The organism is Paraburkholderia sp. FW306-02-B, assembly GCF_058782725.1.
Genome location: NZ_JBYSXZ010000001.1, coordinates 1,093,396 through 1,109,868 on the forward strand (window position 1 = coordinate 1,093,396; position 16,473 = coordinate 1,109,868).

The following is a 16,473-nucleotide window of genomic DNA, read 5'->3' on the forward strand; positions in this document are numbered from 1 at the left end:
GTTCATATGAAACATCGCCCACTCGCAGTCAGGATTCGCCACGCGACGCTGATCGCCACGCTCGCCACACTCGGTCTTGCGGCCGGTTTTCTGCCCGCCGCGCATGCGGCCAACAAGCCTTCGCCGAAACCTTCAGCAGACAAGGCGGTGGACGCCGCCGGCGGCCCGCTGCCTGCCAACGCAGTCGCGCGCGTGAACAATGTTGTCATCACGCAGGATCAACTCGACCAGGCCGTGCGCGCGTTGAACGTGCCGGACACGCCCGCACTGCGCGCGTCGGTGAAGAATCAGCTGATCGCGCGCGAGCTGTTCCGCCAGGCCGCGGAGAAACAGCACTACGAATCGCGTCCGCAGGTGGTGGCCGCCGTCGACCAGGCGAAGACGGCAGCGATGACCGCCGCTTTTCTGCGCGACCAGGTGAAGCCTGCACCGGTGACCGATGCCGACGTGAAGGCGAAATACGACGCCATCGTCGCGACCCTGGGTGAGAACGAGTACAAGCCGAGCGCGATCGCCGTCAAGGATGCGGACACCGCGCAAACGGTGCTCACGCAACTGAAGAAGGGCACCGACTTCGCGCAGCTCGCGAAGCAGTACAGCCAGGGGCCGGGCGCGGCGCAAGGCGGCGCGCTCAACTGGATCTCGTTCAAGACGCCGATCGAGCCGGGCAGCACGCAGAACTGGCCGCAGCCGCTCGCCGAAGCGCTCGTCAAGCTGCCGCAAGGCGGCGTGTCGAGCACGCCGGTGCAGGTCGGCGACGCGTTCTGGATTCTGCGCGTCGACGAAAAGCGTCCGACGCAGATTCCGCAGTACGACCAGATCAAGGATGCGTTACGCAAGCAACTCGAACAGGTTGCGCTGGAGAAAGCTACGGCACAGGTAGTGGTCGATCTGATGAAGAACGCACGGATTCAGCAGCAGTAACAGCCTCGCTTTCGAAGAGGCGCAGCGGACGGGATTAAACCGCTGCAACGCCGTTCCGGGTTTGGTCACCCGGTGCGGCGAAGAAGTGCCGGAAGTACAAGAAAAACCAGAAAAAGACGAGAGCACCATGAACGCGTCCACGCGCAACGCTTTGCGACAACTCGAACAAGACCGTCAGGCCCATGACGAGCGGCACGACCGGAGCATGCTGTCGGCACGGCTGCGCTGGCCGGTGCCCATGCCTGCGCGTCCGTATCGCGTCTGGCAGCGCGCCGTCTCGGCGCTGGTCGCGTTGACGCTGTTCGCCGGAGCGCTCTCGATCACGTTCGAGCAGAGCCGCGACGCGGCCGGTGTGCTCGCCGCCGGCAGCCATCGTCTGGACGACGAAGCATGGCAACGCATCATCGATCTGAGCGCGGTACGGATTCGCTTTGCGATGCAAATGGCGCAGGCCGCGCCGATCGTCGATCCGACCGCGCCGATCTTGTTTCAGCCGAAGATCACGCAGACCACCGGCGCGGGCGGCGGCGTGCCTGTCGTCAACATCACGGCGCCGAACGCGGCGGGGATTTCGCTCAACAAATACCAGAGCTTCAACATCGATCCGGTCGGGCTGATTCTGAACAACAGTCTGATGGCCGGCACGTCGCTCACCGGCGGCGACTTGCAGGCGAATCCGAATCTCGCAGGCCGTACGGCGAGCGTGATCGTCAACCAGGTGACCTCGACGGGCGCAGCGTATGCGAGCTTGCTCAACGGACCGCTGGAAGTGTTCGGTGCACCCGCAACGGTCATCATCGCGAACCCGAACGGCATCACGACGAACGGCACCGGGTTCACGAATACGATCGGCGTCACGCTGTCGACCGGTACGCCGCAGTTCCTCAGCGACCTCAAGGGCACCGTCACCGACTTCAATAACGCGCAGGCGGTCGGCTATAGCGTGACCGGCGGCCATATCCAGATCGAAGGCAACGCGGGCGTGAACGGCCCCGGCGCGGGTATCGAAGGGACCGTCGGCACCATCGATCTGATCGGTGAAACCATCGGCATCAATGCGCCGCTGTATGCCGGGTCGCGGATCAACGCGATTGCCGGGCGGCAGTTCGTGCTGCCCTCGGCAGTGAGCGGTAACGGCACCACGTATGCGACGTCGTCGAACGGTTCGGACAACAGCGCCAACGCGATCAACAGCGCGAACGGCCGCGCCAACAACGGCCTCGCGGTCGACGCCACCGCGTTCGGCGCGATGACCGCCGGCCAGATCCAGGTGATCGGCACCGCGGCCGGCATGGGCGTGCGCACCGACGCACAAATGGCTGCGAATACGGGCGATCTGCTGCTGTCGTCGAACGGTGATCTGACCGTGAACGGCTCGGCCGCGCAACAGCAGGCGACGCTGCAGGCCAGCGGCAATCTGTCGATGACCGGTGCGCACGTCGGCATCAGCGGCTACACGATCAACGCGAACGGCGACGTCACCTCGACCGGTACGATCCAGACCGGCGGCAAGCTCGCGGTGACGGCGGGCGGCAACGTCAACGTGGCGAACGCGCAATCGAACGGCGACACGGCGATCACCGGCGGCGCGAACGTCACGCTCGGCGACATGCAGACGGGCGGCGCGCTTGCGGTGAATGCGCAAGGCCACGACGGCGCGGGCGATATCAATCTGAACGGCACGTCCGTGATGAGCGGCGCGACGAGCCTGCAGGCCGCGCGCGACATCAATGTCAATGGACAAACCAACGGCAGCACGCTGCAAGCCACCGCGCAACGCAACGTCAACGTGAACGCGGCGCTGCAAACGTCGAGCGATCTGGGGCTGACGGCGACGCAAGGCAGCGTGACGAACAACGGAACCGTCAAAAGCGGCAACAACCTCGCGCTAACGTCCGGTCAGAACACGAGTGTGACGGGGCAGGCCACCGCGCAGAAAGCCGTCACAGTGACGGCAGGCCGGGACTTCTCGGTGAGCGGGTCGCTTGCCAGCGGCACGACGTTCGCCGCCAGCGCCGCGCGCGATATCTCGGTAGCGGGTTCGCTGCTCGTTGGCACCGACGCGCAGGTGAGCGCGGGGCGCAACCTCGACGTACCGGGCGTGGTAATCGTGCAGCAGGACGGCACGTTCAATGCGCAGAACAATCTCACCGGCAGCGGGTCGGTGGCGTTCGGCCAGAGCGGCACGTTGACGACAGGACAGGACGTCGCGTTCACCGGCAAGCTGCTCGCGAATGGTCTGCAAGTGACGGCGGGCAACAACGCGAGTCTCGCCGACGTACAGGCGGGCGGCGCGTTCAACGTTGCAGCGAACGGGATTACCAGTAACCCGGCCGGCGGCGGTGACGTGACGTTCAACGGCAACGCGGCTTCGGTCGGCGCGACGAACGTGCAGGCTGCGCGCGATGTTCTCGTCAACGGTACGCTGGCGGGCGGCTCGCAGGTGACGCTGACGGCGCAGCGCAATGTCGCGGTAGCCGCAACGGGCACAGTGCAGGCGGTCGGCGATCTGTCGGTCGCGGCGGTGAATGGCAGCGTAAATTCGAGCGGCACGTTGAACGGCGCGGCGAACCTCGTCGTCAACGGTGCGCTGAATGTCGCGTTGACCGGTGCGACGAGCGTAACCGGCGATACGACGCTGACAGCGGGGCATGACCTGACCGTCGGCGGCACGCTGGCGGGCCACGGTGGCGCAACGCTTACTGCCGGGCACGATGTGACGGCAGGCGGCAGCATCGGCTACCTGAACAATGTCGGCGTGAACGCGGGCAACGACCTCGCGGTGACCGGTTCCCTGGTGGGTGCGGGCGTTTCGCTGACGGCGGCGCAGGCGGTGACGCTCAATAACGTGCAGTCGGATGCCGCGTTGCAGGTGGCGGCCAACGGCGGCCCGCTGACGGTCAACGGAACGGTCACCTCGTTGTCCACGGCCTCGCTGACGTCGGCCGGCGATTTTGCCGTCAACGGTACGGCGCAAAGCGCCGGCACCCTCCGCATGACGAGTGGCGGCAAGACCACGATTGCCGGCACGGTGACCTCGCTGTCCACCACCTCGCTGGCATCGGCGTCGGACTTTGCGATTGGTGGCACGTTGCAGAGCGCGGGCGCGTTGGCCGTGACGAGCGGCGGCAACACATCGATCAGCGCCGCGGGCGGCCTGATTCAGTCGAACGGCGACGTGACGCTGCGCAACGCCTTCGGCTCGCTGACGAGCATCGGCACGATCCAGTCCGGCGGCAACCTGCTGGTGGACGCGGAGCAAGCGGTCGATCTCGGCACGCAAAGCACCACGGCGCTCGGCGATCTCACCGTGAACGCCGGCCAGAATCTGACGATGAACGGCGCGGTCGGCGCGCAAGGAAACGGCACGCTGAACGCGGGCGGCACGATAGCGGGTGCGGCGACGGCGGCATTCGGTCAGGCGGTCAACGTCGGATCCGGTGCCGATACCCATCTCACGGGTTCGTTGCGCGGCAATACCGTGCGGACGGCGGCGGGCGGTTCTGCATCGCTGAACAACGTCGTGGCTGTGTCGGCGCTCTCGCTCGCGGCTAGTGGCGACCTCAGCACGACCGGTGCGCTTACCGGCGGCGCCGCGGTTACGTTGAATGCGGGAGGCAACGTCAACGTCAGCGGTCCGGTTCAATCGGTCAACGACACGACTTTTATCGCGCAGAGCGGCAGCATCGTGTCGACGGGTTCGGTCGCCAGCAATGGCGCGTTCAATGCGCAGGCCGGCGCGGATATCACGCTTGGCGGCCCAACGGCCGCCTCGCTCGGCATGACGCTTATGGCGGCGCGCAATGTCGCCGCCACGGGCGCGTTGACCGTGCTGGCAGGCGATCTGCAGATTACCGCCGGCAACAGCGCAAGCGTGGCGGACGCACACGTCAGTGGCGCGTTCGGCATCGTGGCGAACGGCGCTAGTGGAGCGGCGTCGGGCGGCGACGTGACCTTCAACGGCACCGCGGTCGCCCTTGGTACAACGAGTGTGCAGGCAGCGCGCGATGTGATCGTCAACGGCACGCTCGCGGGTGGCGGTGACGGTACGCCCGGCGCGAGTGCTTCGGCCAACAGCCCGACGACGGTGCAGGCGGGCCGCGATGTCACGGTCGGCGGCATGCTGGCGGGCGGCGCGCAGCTCGCGGTGACGGCGCAGCGCAAAGTTGCGGTGGCGACGAACGGCACGGTCCAGGCCGCCGGCGATCTGACGGTCGCCGCGACGACCGGCGGTGTGTCGTCGACCGGCACCCTGAACAGCCAGGCCAAGCTTGATGTGAACGCCGCCCAGGATGTTTCGCTGACCGGCGTGGCAAGCGTGGTCGGCGCGACGAACCTGAGCGCCGGGCACGACCTGACGATCGGCGGCACGTTCGTCGGCAAGGACGGTGCGACGCTGAACGCGGCGCACGACGTTACGCTGGGCGGTTCCAGCAGCTTCACCGGCAACACGGCCGTGAGCGCGGGCAACGACCTCACGGTCAGCGGCGCGCTGGTCGGCGCGGCGGTTTCGCTGACGGGGGGGCGGGCGGCGACGCTCAACAACGTGCAGTCGAATGCCGCGTTGCGGGTGGCGGCGAACGGCGGCCCGCTGACGATCAACGGTACCGTAGCTTCGCTGTCGACCGCCACGCTGACGTCGGCTGGCGATTTCTCCGTCAACGGCATCTTGCAGAGCGCCGATGCGCTCGGCGTGACGAGCGACGGCAAGCTCTCGATCGCCGGCGCGGCCAGTTCGCCGACGAGCGGCGCGTTCGGTTCTGCCGGCGACTTCGCGGTCAGCGGCACTTTGCAAACCACTGGCGCGTTGGGTATCACCAGCGGTGGAAACACCTCGATCGCGGGCACGGTCAACTCGCTCGCGGGCGGTGCGTTGAACTCGACCGGCAACGTCTCCGTGACCGGTACCTTGCAGGCTGCCCAGGCGCTCGACGTGACGAGCGGCGCGAATACGACGGTTAGTGGTGCGATCCAGTCGACCGGCGGCGATCTGACGCTGCACAACGCAGCCGGTTCGCTGACCAGCAGCGGCACGCTGCAGTCGGGCGGCAATCTGTCGATCGACGCGGCCCAATCCGCCGATCTGGGCACGCGAAATACGGCCGCGCTGGGCAATCTCACCGTGAACGCCAGCCAGAACCTGACCATGAACGGTTCGGTGATGGCACAGGGCAACGGCACGCTGACAGCAGGTGGCGCGATCACAGGCGCGGCGGCGGCGGCCTTCGGGCAAGCGGTCACGCTCAGCTCCGGCGGCGATACGACGCTCACCGGTTCGCTGCGCGGCAACACCGTGCAGACTAACGCGGGCGGGACGGCATCGCTCCATGACGTGACGTCGGTCTCGACGCTTTCATCGGCGGCGGCTCAGGATCTGAATGTCAGCGGCACGGTGACGAGCGGTGCGACGGCGACGTTGCAAGCCGGTGGCAATCTGAACCTGCTCGGCTCGGGTCTGATCCAGTCGGCAGGCGACACATCGCTGACGGCGACGAGCGGCAGCGTGACGTCGAGCGGTGCCATCGTCAGCAACGGCGCGCTCAAGGCGAAGGCCGGCACGAACATCAACCTCGGCGGCGCCACTAACGTGACGCTCGATACGTCGCTCAACGCGGCGAACACCGTCAACCTGACCGGCTCGTTCGCGGGCGGCGGCGCATTCGGCGTGCAGGCCGGCACGGATATCACGCTCGCGAGTGCGGCAACCGCGACCTCGACGCTCGGCACGTCGCTGAATGCTGCGAATGACATCAATCTCGCGGGCGCGCTGACGAGCCACGGTGCGCTGAATGCGCAGGCCGGGCGCGACATCGTGGTGGGCGGCACGACGACCACCGCGCTCGATACGACCTTGAACGCCGTGCGCGACATCAATGTCGCCGGCACGCTTGCGGGCGTCGGGCAAGGCAGCGTCGTGGCGGGTCGCGACATCACCGGCGCGGGCACGTTCGCGTTCGGGCAGGCGGCCACGCTCACTGTCGCGCGCGACGTCGTGCAAGGCGGCTTGATCCAGGGGCAGACGGTTCAGGTGACGGCCGCAGGCAACACGAGCGTGACCAACATCACCTCGGCCGGCGCGCTCTCGCTTGCCGCCAACGGCACAAATACGACGACGGGGCCGGGCAATCTCACCGTCAACGGCACGGCGACCGCTGGCGCTGCGGCGACGGCGACGGCGCAGAACGATGCGACGATCGCCGGCAAGCTCGAAAGCGGTTCAAGCCTCGGTATCACCGCGCAGCAGGACATTGCGATTAGCGGCGCGACCCAGTCCGTCGGCGATATGAGTATCACCGCTCAAGCCGGCAGTCTCAATTCGACGGGGGGTATCAACAGCGGCGGCAAGCTTGCTGTGTTGACGGGCCTCGACCTTTCCCTCGCGACGGGCACGAGCACCAGTGCCGCGAGCGACATGGCGCTTGGCGCCGGCCGCGATGCGATGCTGAACGGTTTGCTGATCGGCGAGACCAGCGGCACGATCAACACGGGTCGCGACCTGAACGGCGCGGGCACGCAGGCCTTCACGGGCGCCGCGACCCTGAGCGCGCAACGCGACCTTGCGTTGACCGGCGCGCTTCAGGCGAACGCCGTCAACGTGGTGAGCGGCGACAGCGCCGCCTTGCACGACGTCACATCGGCCACAACACTGGCTGTCACCACCTACGGCAACGCCGGTGCGGGCGACGCGTCGATCACCGGCACCGCGAAAGCGGCCGGCGCCGCGACGCTCAGCGCGGCGCGCGATGTGCTGGTGAGCGGTTCGCTCGCCAACGGCAGTACACAGACGCTCACCGCGACGCGCAACGTCTCGGTGACCGGCACCACGCAGTTAGCCGGCGATCTGAACGCGACCGCCACCAGCGGCACGATCTCGCTGACGGGCACGACCACTGCGGCGGGCGCGCTGAATCTCACGTCCGGGCTCGATACGCAACTGGGTGGCCAGATCGCCGCCGCGCAGCAGGTGACCGTGCAGGCCGGGCGCGACATCGGGTTGAACGGTGCGCTGGCAGGTCAGATGGGCGGCACGCTGACGGCAGCGCGCAATATCGGCGGAGCGGGGTCGACGGCGTTCTCGCAGGCGGCGACGCTGAATGCGGCCAACGACATTGCACTGACCGGCGCATTGCAAGGTGGAAGCCTTGCGTTGACGGCAGGTAACAGCGCGGCCCTCGGCACTGTTCAGGCGGTCACCGGCAACCTTGCCGTGACGGCGAACGGTAATGCGGGTGGTGGCGACATCACGCTAGGCAGCACGGCGACCGCACTGGGCACGCTGACGTTGCAGGCGGCGCGCGACGCCAGCGTGGCCGGCGCAATCAATACTGGCGGTGCGACCACCGTCACTGCGGCGCGCAACGTCGCGCTCGGCGACGTCAACGCTTCCGGCGATCTTTCGCTTACCGCCATCAACGGCAACCTTGGCGCGGCGAATGTCACGACCCAGGGCGACCTGCTCGCGAACGCCGGCCAGGCGCTGACTTTTTCGGGCACAACGGTCGCAGGCGGAAATGCACAACTGAAGTCCGGCGGCGACCTGACGCTGACCGGCGGCATTGGCGCACAAAACGTCGGCACATTGAACGCGGGCGGGTCGATCAACGCGGCGTCGGTCGCCTTCGGCCAGCAGGCGACGCTCAATGCCGGCGGCAGTATCGGCGTGGGCGGCAGCGTGGCGACCAACGGCGCGCTTAGCGCGACGGCCGGCAACGATCTGTCCATCGGCTCCGCTCAGGCGGGCGGGACGCTTGCACTGCAGGCGCAGGGCCATAACGGTGCGGGCGACGTGACGGTCGGCGCCGCGCTGGCGTCGGGTGCGGCTACCAGCGTCACGGCTGCACGCGATGCGACGCTCGGCGGCAACGTGACCAGCACCGACAAGTTCACCGTGACCGCGGGCCGCAATCTCACCACGAGCGGCACGATCGGCGCGAATTCCGATGTTGCACTGAGCGCGACAAGCGGCAATTTGAGCGTCGGCGGTTCGATTACGAGCCAAGGCAACCTCAATGCGAACGCGGGCGGCGCGCTGTCGCTAGCGGGCGAGTTGGTGAACGGCAATACGAGCCTGGGTGCGGGCGGCAACGCGAACCTGAGCGGCGCTTTCTTAGGCCTCGGCCTCGCGACGATCAACGCAGGCGGCTCGGTGACGGGCAACGGCGCGTTGACCTTCGGCAAGGACATCACGATCGGCGCGGGCGGTGGCATCGTGCTCGGCGGCATTCAGGGCGCGGGCCAGTTCAGTGCAACGTCGAACGGCGACATGTCGTTCGGCGCGACCACGGCGGTCGGCAACGTGACGGCAAAGTCCAACGCAGGCAGCGTGAGCTTCGGCGGCGCGCTGCAATCCGGCGGCAATGTCGGGATTCAGGCCGCCAACAACGCCACCGTGGCGGGCGTGGTGTCTTCCATGGGCACGGTGAACGTTACGGGGACGACGGGCAACGTCAGCGTGGCCGGCGTGTCGTCGAACGGCGATACGACGATGGCCGCGGGCCAGACGCTCACCTTGAGCGGCACCAGCACGGTAGCGGGGCAGTTCTCGCTGTCGGGTAACAACGTGACGCTCAGCGGATCGCAAAGCGGCTCGAAGACGGTGACCGTGGCCGCGCGCAGCACGCTCGACGCGAGCCAGACCACGCTCGTATCGACGCAGAACATGCAATTGAGCGGCACCAACGTCACGCTCGGCAACGTGGTGGCGGGCGGCGCGCTGACGGCGACGGCGTCGAATCAGCTGTCGCTGGTTGGGTCCGTGGTGGACGCCGTCGGCGCAGCTACGCTGACCTCGCAGAACGGTTTTTATAACGCGAGCCAGGTGCTGTCGGGTGGCGCGTTGTATGTGTCGGCGCCGAACGTGACCAATGCGTCGAACGCGTCGCTGGCGTCGACCACGACGACCACTGTCAATGCGACGAACTTCACCAATGCGGGGCTCGTGAACGGCGCTTCGACCAACGTCAGCGTGGCGGGCGGTTTGAATAACACAGGTGGCTCGTTGATGGCGGTCAACGGTCTGACCATCAATACCGGGACGCTGAATAACCTGAACGGGATCGTTTTTGCAGGTAATCCGAATGCACCGAACGGACCCACGACGGGGGATGTTTCGCTGACGATCAACGGCGGTGACGGCTCGTTTTATAACGCGGGCGGTCAACTGCTCGCGCAGCGCAATATGGCGATCGGCGCGTCGAACATGACGTTCGATCCGACGCAGGGGACGATAAGTCAGGGTGGGCAGCTGTGGTTGACGGCGGGCTTTATCAACGTCGGCAGCAACTGGAATTTCGGCGGACAAGGCGTATCGCTGACCGGGCTCAATGGGATCACTAACTACGCGACGATCAATGGCACGGCGGCGTTGACGTTGTCTACCAATGGCGCGTTCACGAATTTTGGGCAGGTCACGGGCAGTAACGTGACGTTCAACGGGACGTTGAATAACGTGGCCGGCGCGGTGATGCATGCGGATGGCGCGCTGGCGCTGAACGGGAACACGACGAATCGGGGGACGGTTGAGGCGGGTGGTCTGCTGTCGGTGACGGGGGGGAATTACGACAATCAGGGCGCGACGACGCAGTCGAAAGGCGACGTCATCTTCAACCTGGGCGGAACGCTGCTCAATACAGGCGGGTCGGTGTTTGCCGGCAACAATCTGACGATCAGTGTGGGCTCGGTGGTCAATGACCAGACTGCGCCGACCGGACAGCAGACGACAACGACTACAGTCAGCGACACTGCATTGCTGCTTTCCGGCGCGATCGGTACGGAAACGGTCTATATGATGATGGGGTCGTCCGATCACCAGCATCTCCAGGTCACGACCACCAAGGCTACTGTAGCCGATCTGCTGACCGCCGCCCAGGCCGGCGGTAGTTCGATCACGCTTGACCAGATGAGCGACGGATACTGGTACGTGGATGGACCGAGCTCACAGGCATCGATAGCCGGAGGCAACACGCTCGTGTCCCAGATGACTGTCGCGCTTCCGACGGTCAATCAGACCATGACAACGGAAACACCCGGCACTTCCGGCGTGATGTCCGCAGGCAACTCAATCCAGCTTACTGCCGGCCGCCTGTCGAATCAGGGTGGACAGATCGCCGCCGGAGGCAGTATCTCTCTCAATCTGGGCACGCTTGCCAATGGCAGCGTCGCGCCGACGGTGCAGAATGCAGCTATCGATTCGGTCGACCAGAACCAGTACAACGCATTTCTCAACACACTCGGCCAACTCCAGCTGGCAACACCTGGCGCGGCGACTGGCGTGAACATGGGAGGCGGCGGTCCTACGACGTTCTCCATTTCCGCCGAAGCCGCGCCGTCCGCCACCTCCGCGGCAACGTGGAACTCACCCACGGGCATGATTGCCGCAGGCTACAACCTGACCGTTTCCTCCGGCGGCACCCTTACCAATGCCGGATTGATGTACGCGGGCAACAACGTCATCGTTGCTGCGGGAGGGTTGGCCAATCAGGGCGGTAATTCACAGAGCTACTCGTCGTCAGTGGGTTGCGCGTCTGGGGTGCCGAGTTCGGCCTGTAATACGGGTGGCGGCTCGTATGGCTCCAATCCGACCACGACGACATTCGGCTATAGCCAGAATGATGCGACGATCTACGCGGGTAACGACCTCGTCATCGCAGCAGGGCAGATCAACAATACGTTTGGTAACCTGCTCGCCGGGCACAACATTGTGATCGGCGGTGTCGGTACGACTGCCAGCTCAACGACGCCCGCTGGAAGCCTGAACAACACATCGGGCAATATCGTCGCGGGCAACGACATCACGCTCAACGTGTCGGGCGCGATTACCAACAACCTGCCGCCGCCTGTGCCGGTGCATGAAAACTATGGCCTGAATGAGCATTACTCCGGTTGCATGACGGCCGGTGGTTACAAACAGGGCTATTGCGAAGGCTATGTCGATCAGCAGTCTGGCAGTTCATCGGTTATCAGCGCGGGCAATAACCTGCAGATCAACGCGGGCAGTCTCACCAACATTGGTAGCCTGATCGCTGCGGGCAATACAGCGACGATTTCGGTTGCGGGACCCGTCGTCAACGAAGCGCAGACGCTGAACGCTTACTGGCATTCGCATTGGGTGCAGGAAACGGGGGTGTTCAGCAGCGACCAGCGCCACGACGTGTGGGCGTGCGGGACGGCGGCTGAATGTACTGCGCTTTACGGCAGCGCCTATACAAGCGTCGACGGCACGATCGATCCACCTCAACCGGTGGGTAACATTGCCGCGACAATCCAGGCGCCCAACCTGTCGATCACGTCGAACGGCCAGATCCAGAACGTCGGTAATGTGATCGGCACATCCGTGACGCTGACGGGCCAGAAGCTTATCAACGGCATTACCACGGCGAATACCTACACGCCGCGCGTGAATGGGCCGTCACAGGTGATTTCGCTCAGCGCGGTCAGTCTGCCGGGACTCAACCTTTCAGTGCCGCGTGCGGTGGGCGCGAAGCTTCCTGCACCGGTCGCTGGTAAGGCTTCCTTTGTCGACAATTCGCTGGGTGGGTCCGCGCTCGGCAGTCTGGGCCCGCAGGATCTGCTGAATGCCTTGCCGGTCAGTCTTCAACCGGATTCAACGCTGTTCTACTACAACCCGCAGGAAGAAGACGTGATGTTGCAGCAGGCGGCACTGCAGCAGACGGGCAAGGCAAGTTTTATCGACGGGCTGACGTACGACAGCAAGTCCGGTAAGTCGGTGACGGAACAGGAGAAGCAGTACCTGTATCAGAACGCGCTCGACTACGCGACGGCTAACAACCTGCAACTTGGCGATGCGCTGACGCAGACGCAGATCAACGCGCTCGACAAGCCGATGCTCTGGTATGTCGAGCAGACCGTGCCGGACCCGTTATGTACGACGACTGGCACGGCCACCTGTCCGACGATCACTGCGCTGATGCCGCAGGTATATCTGCCGCAGAACACGGGTGCGATGTCGGCGGGCGGCAACATTACCGGCACCGACGTCACGCTCAATTTCGGCAAGGACAGTGGCGGCAGCGTTCTGAATACCGGGAGCATCACCGCTTCCGACACATTGACGGTCAATACCGGCACGCTGACCAATCAGGCGAATCAGGTCAATGTGGGGGAGATCTGGAGCTACGTCAAGGATGCTGGTTACTCGAAGACGACCGGCACCGAGGTCCAGCCGGGCGGCTTCATGAGCGCGGCCAACATGGACCTGAACGTGCAGACGTTGGATCAGATCGGCGGTGCTCTGCAGAAACTCAACGCCGGCGGCACGATTGACCAGGGCGGGACCCAGCAGCTCCTGGCGAATCTGCAACAGCAGCTCGGTGGCAACTTCACTCAGACTGCGGTTCATGACGACCTTCACACGGATTTTGTCGCCCAGGGCGGCGGGGTGCCGACCGTTGTCATTGCGGCGATCGCGATTGCCGCGTCGGTCATAACGGGAGGCGCGAGCCTTGCCGCGTTGGGGCCGGTGCTTTCGGGTGCGCTGGCAGGGGCGGTCGGCGCGTTCGCGTCGCAGGCGTTTTCGGGCAATGGTCTCGATATTACGCAAATCGCGGAGGCTGCCGCTGTTGCCGGCCTGACAGCGGGGGCGTTGAATGGAATTGATCCCAACAACAATCTTCAAACGATTAGCACAGCCATTGGGCAAGGTACGGTCACTGCAAGCCAAGTTGCGGAGGGACTCCAACTTATAGTCGAACGCGGGGTTGTGACAGCCGGGATTGACACTGCCGTGTACGGAGGCAGCTTTGGCCACGCATTTGAATACAGCGTGATCAGCGATGCCGGTGCAGTTGGAGCCGGTGCAATCGGAGCGGAGTCGGAAGATACCCGGTCGTGGCTAGCCAAGGGGAGCGCGGGTTATGTGCTGGCGCATGCCGGGCTCGGGTGTGCAATTTCCGCCGCAGAGGGGACCGGTTGTGCTGGAGGAGCCATTGGTGGGGCGACGAGCGCGCTTGCGGCACCGTGGCTTGTGAACCAGGCAGGTGGCCTGACGAACCTGACGAACGACCAGCGAGCTCTAATCGTCGCGGCGTCGACTTTACTGGGCGGTACCGTTGCCGGTGCGCTAGGTCAGAACTCCACCGGCGCTGCAAGCGCGGCGTCCAACGAGTCATGGAATAACGCCACCAATCCCAACGATCAGGCCCACGGCAAGGACCTGATTCCTCTTGAAGGCGGCGGAGGAAACGGGATCGGTACGGGCGGAAACGGTAGCGATAATGCCGCGTTGAGCGATATTGCCAGTGAGGCCGGCAGCGCGCTTGCCAATGAAATAAGCAGTATTGGCTCGCGCATCAACAACACGGTCAACTCTGCCGAGAACTGGATCCAGACTGAGTTTGGATTCTCGCCCACCCCTGCCACAAACACCGGCTCATTGACAACCGCCGAGCAAATGGGGATCTTGCACGAGGCAGCAACTGGTGGTTCTCTTGGGAAAGGCAACTTCGGCCTCGGCCAAGCGACTGCCGCGGAGGCAAATGAGCTCGGTGCAGCATGGGTTGGTTCAGGATACCGTGTATCGAGCGATGGCTCGTCGTGGGTGAGTAGTGATGGTCTTAGGATCTATCGCCCGCCGTCAGCGAAACCGAACAGTTCGTATGCCACAACCGGTGTGCAGGCCAATTTCGAATCGAAGCTCACGCCTGGCAGTAGGCCTATTAGCAACGGACACTTGAATATCACGCCATGAAAGCTGAAATTAAATCGCTGCATTCCCTGCAGTTGGAAGACAGGTTGATCAACTACCAGCCGGACGATGTATCGAATTTCGGCACGTGGATTCGAGCCTACATTGGTCCGCAAGGCGAGGCGGGTTCGGAAGCATTTGACATCCAGGTCTGCACTCCGGACTGGCTTAAATCGCAATGTGCCATCCAAGGTTCGATGTGGGGTAGGCATATGCTGATTGTTGAAACCTATGATTACGACGCCATCAAAGCGGTCATTGAATGCCACGTCGCAAGAAGTGACGGTGACGATTGGGCGGCGATCGCGGTCAAGTTGAGCCGAATTGGCGCATGGGAGTTCGAGGATTATCAGGATCGTTAGCACATCTCCTGCACAACGTAGGCTTGGTGATTTGTTGCCACAAACACGGCGGCTGGTGGGCCCAAAGTACCGCCGAACCTTCAGCCGCTCACAAATCCCGCTCAGGGTCCGGTGATTCCTTCCGATTGGGTCAGCCAACCTGGTAGAACGCCAGGCAGTACCATTTACTATCCTCCGGGAACGGACCCCAGTGCTCCCGGAAGCACGTACATTCGGGTGATGCCGCCCGGGTCGACGCCAGTGCCCGGGCTTGAGAATGGCTATTGGGTCTCCATCCAAAACGGGCAGCCGATAAATCCCGCGACAGGTGGAACTGGTCCAAGGGGCGAGACGCATGTCCCGCTGCCGCCCAACACGATGCCGCCTACGCGATGAGAGGTCGAGGATGATTGAGGAAAAGGACTTGGCAGAATTCTGCGCAACAATCCTGACAGGAGTAACCGTTGGGATCGGTTCGCTGATACTGCTTTTTGCAAGCGGGGCACATGTGCTCGTGCAGTGCACGTTCCAGTGCATTGAGCGAGGGAACGTTCGCCATGGGCACGGAGAGCAGGCCACGGACAGCTCGCTCCTGTTTGAATATCTAAACCACACGGTAGGAAGCGCCGAACTCGATAACGAGTCAGTGCTGACATTGAACTTCGAAGACGGAAAGCATTTGAAGATCATCCCGGAGCGAAACGGGCTTGAATCTTACGTGGTCACGACTCGCTTCGGGATTTGCCCGGTTATAGCAACTTGAGGCGCAATTTACGGTTAGGTCGGCTGTTTGTGTTGCCACAAACAACACGTTGAGTTTCTCTCAAACGACCGCTAGCCCTTGGTTTAGCAACGAAGGCACCTTTGCCGGATCTACAATTAGCGATGTTGCCGCTCAACTTCGAGCTGGAACACTTTCACCGTCCGATTTGCCTGTGCAAACAATCAATATGGGCGGCGACACGCTTATCATAAATACGCGTTCGTCGCTCGCACTATCTCAAGCTGGCATCCCACAGAGCCAGTGGAGTTTGGTTGACATGACGGGGGACGCTGCGACAGAGGCGGCGATTGCAGGTCGTCTATCAGGCAACGGCTTGAGCAACAACGGCACGTCTACGCTGCGCATCACTGGCTCTGGCCAAAGCACCAGCACTTACATTGGGAGCGGTAGCATTCCGCGCCCGGGAGTTAAACAATGACGGAATTGTGGAAGTTACCTGTACCGGCATCGTCATTACTGACGAGCCCCGATTTTGTCGTTCTTCCGCGCCGTGAGTGCGAGTTGAGAATGTCTATCGAAGGCGACGATGGGGAGCCGGCTTCCCTTTCCTTGCGGTTCGTCGGGGTGGAGTCGTTCAAGTGCACATTCATGACATCGTGTACTGCGGATATGTTTAACCTTGCCTATGGAAAGCTGATATCGCTCGACGGTAATTGGCTCGACGAGATCCGAAGGTCGGGGCGGAAAGATCAGACAACCATCGAAGCTTTGCAACACCTCAT

Annotated in this window: 4 protein-coding genes; all 4 read left to right on the top strand. The window is 63.8% G+C overall.

What is annotated here, in order from left to right; all coding sequences use genetic code 11:
• Positions 1-6: 6 nt before the first annotated feature.
• Positions 7-924 carry a peptidylprolyl isomerase gene (locus AC3WOG_RS04820; RefSeq protein ID WP_492576923.1) on the top strand — a complete coding sequence of 306 codons (918 nt, stop codon included), beginning with the start codon at positions 7-9 and terminating at the stop codon, positions 922-924.
• Between the two features lie 127 nt (positions 925-1,051).
• The gene (locus AC3WOG_RS04825; protein WP_492576924.1) at positions 1,052-14,629 is read left to right on the top strand and encodes a beta strand repeat-containing protein; all 13,578 of its coding nucleotides are present in this window, start codon (positions 1,052-1,054) and stop codon (positions 14,627-14,629) included.
• Positions 14,626-14,988 (top strand): immunity 8 family protein, encoded by a 363-nt coding sequence (locus AC3WOG_RS04830; protein WP_492576925.1) that lies wholly within the window; start codon positions 14,626-14,628, stop codon positions 14,986-14,988. Before AC3WOG_RS04825 ends, AC3WOG_RS04830 begins: the two co-directional genes overlap by 4 nt.
• A 385-nt stretch (positions 14,989-15,373) precedes the next feature.
• A complete protein-coding gene (locus AC3WOG_RS04835; RefSeq protein WP_492576926.1) occupies positions 15,374-15,730 on the top strand; it encodes a hypothetical protein in 357 nt (118 codons plus the stop codon).
• Positions 15,731-16,473: the final 743 nt, after the last annotated feature.

Excerpts from the sequence above, each read along its gene's own strand:
- AC3WOG_RS04820 (WP_492576923.1), top strand. The coding sequence starts at position 7 with ATGAAACATCGCCCACTCGCAGTCAGGATTCGCCACGCGACGCTGATC.
- AC3WOG_RS04825 (WP_492576924.1), top strand. The coding sequence starts at position 1,052 with ATGAACGCGTCCACGCGCAACGCTTTGCGACAACTCGAACAAGACCGT.
- AC3WOG_RS04830 (WP_492576925.1), top strand. The coding sequence starts at position 14,626 with ATGAAAGCTGAAATTAAATCGCTGCATTCCCTGCAGTTGGAAGACAGG.
- AC3WOG_RS04835 (WP_492576926.1), top strand. The coding sequence starts at position 15,374 with ATGATTGAGGAAAAGGACTTGGCAGAATTCTGCGCAACAATCCTGACA.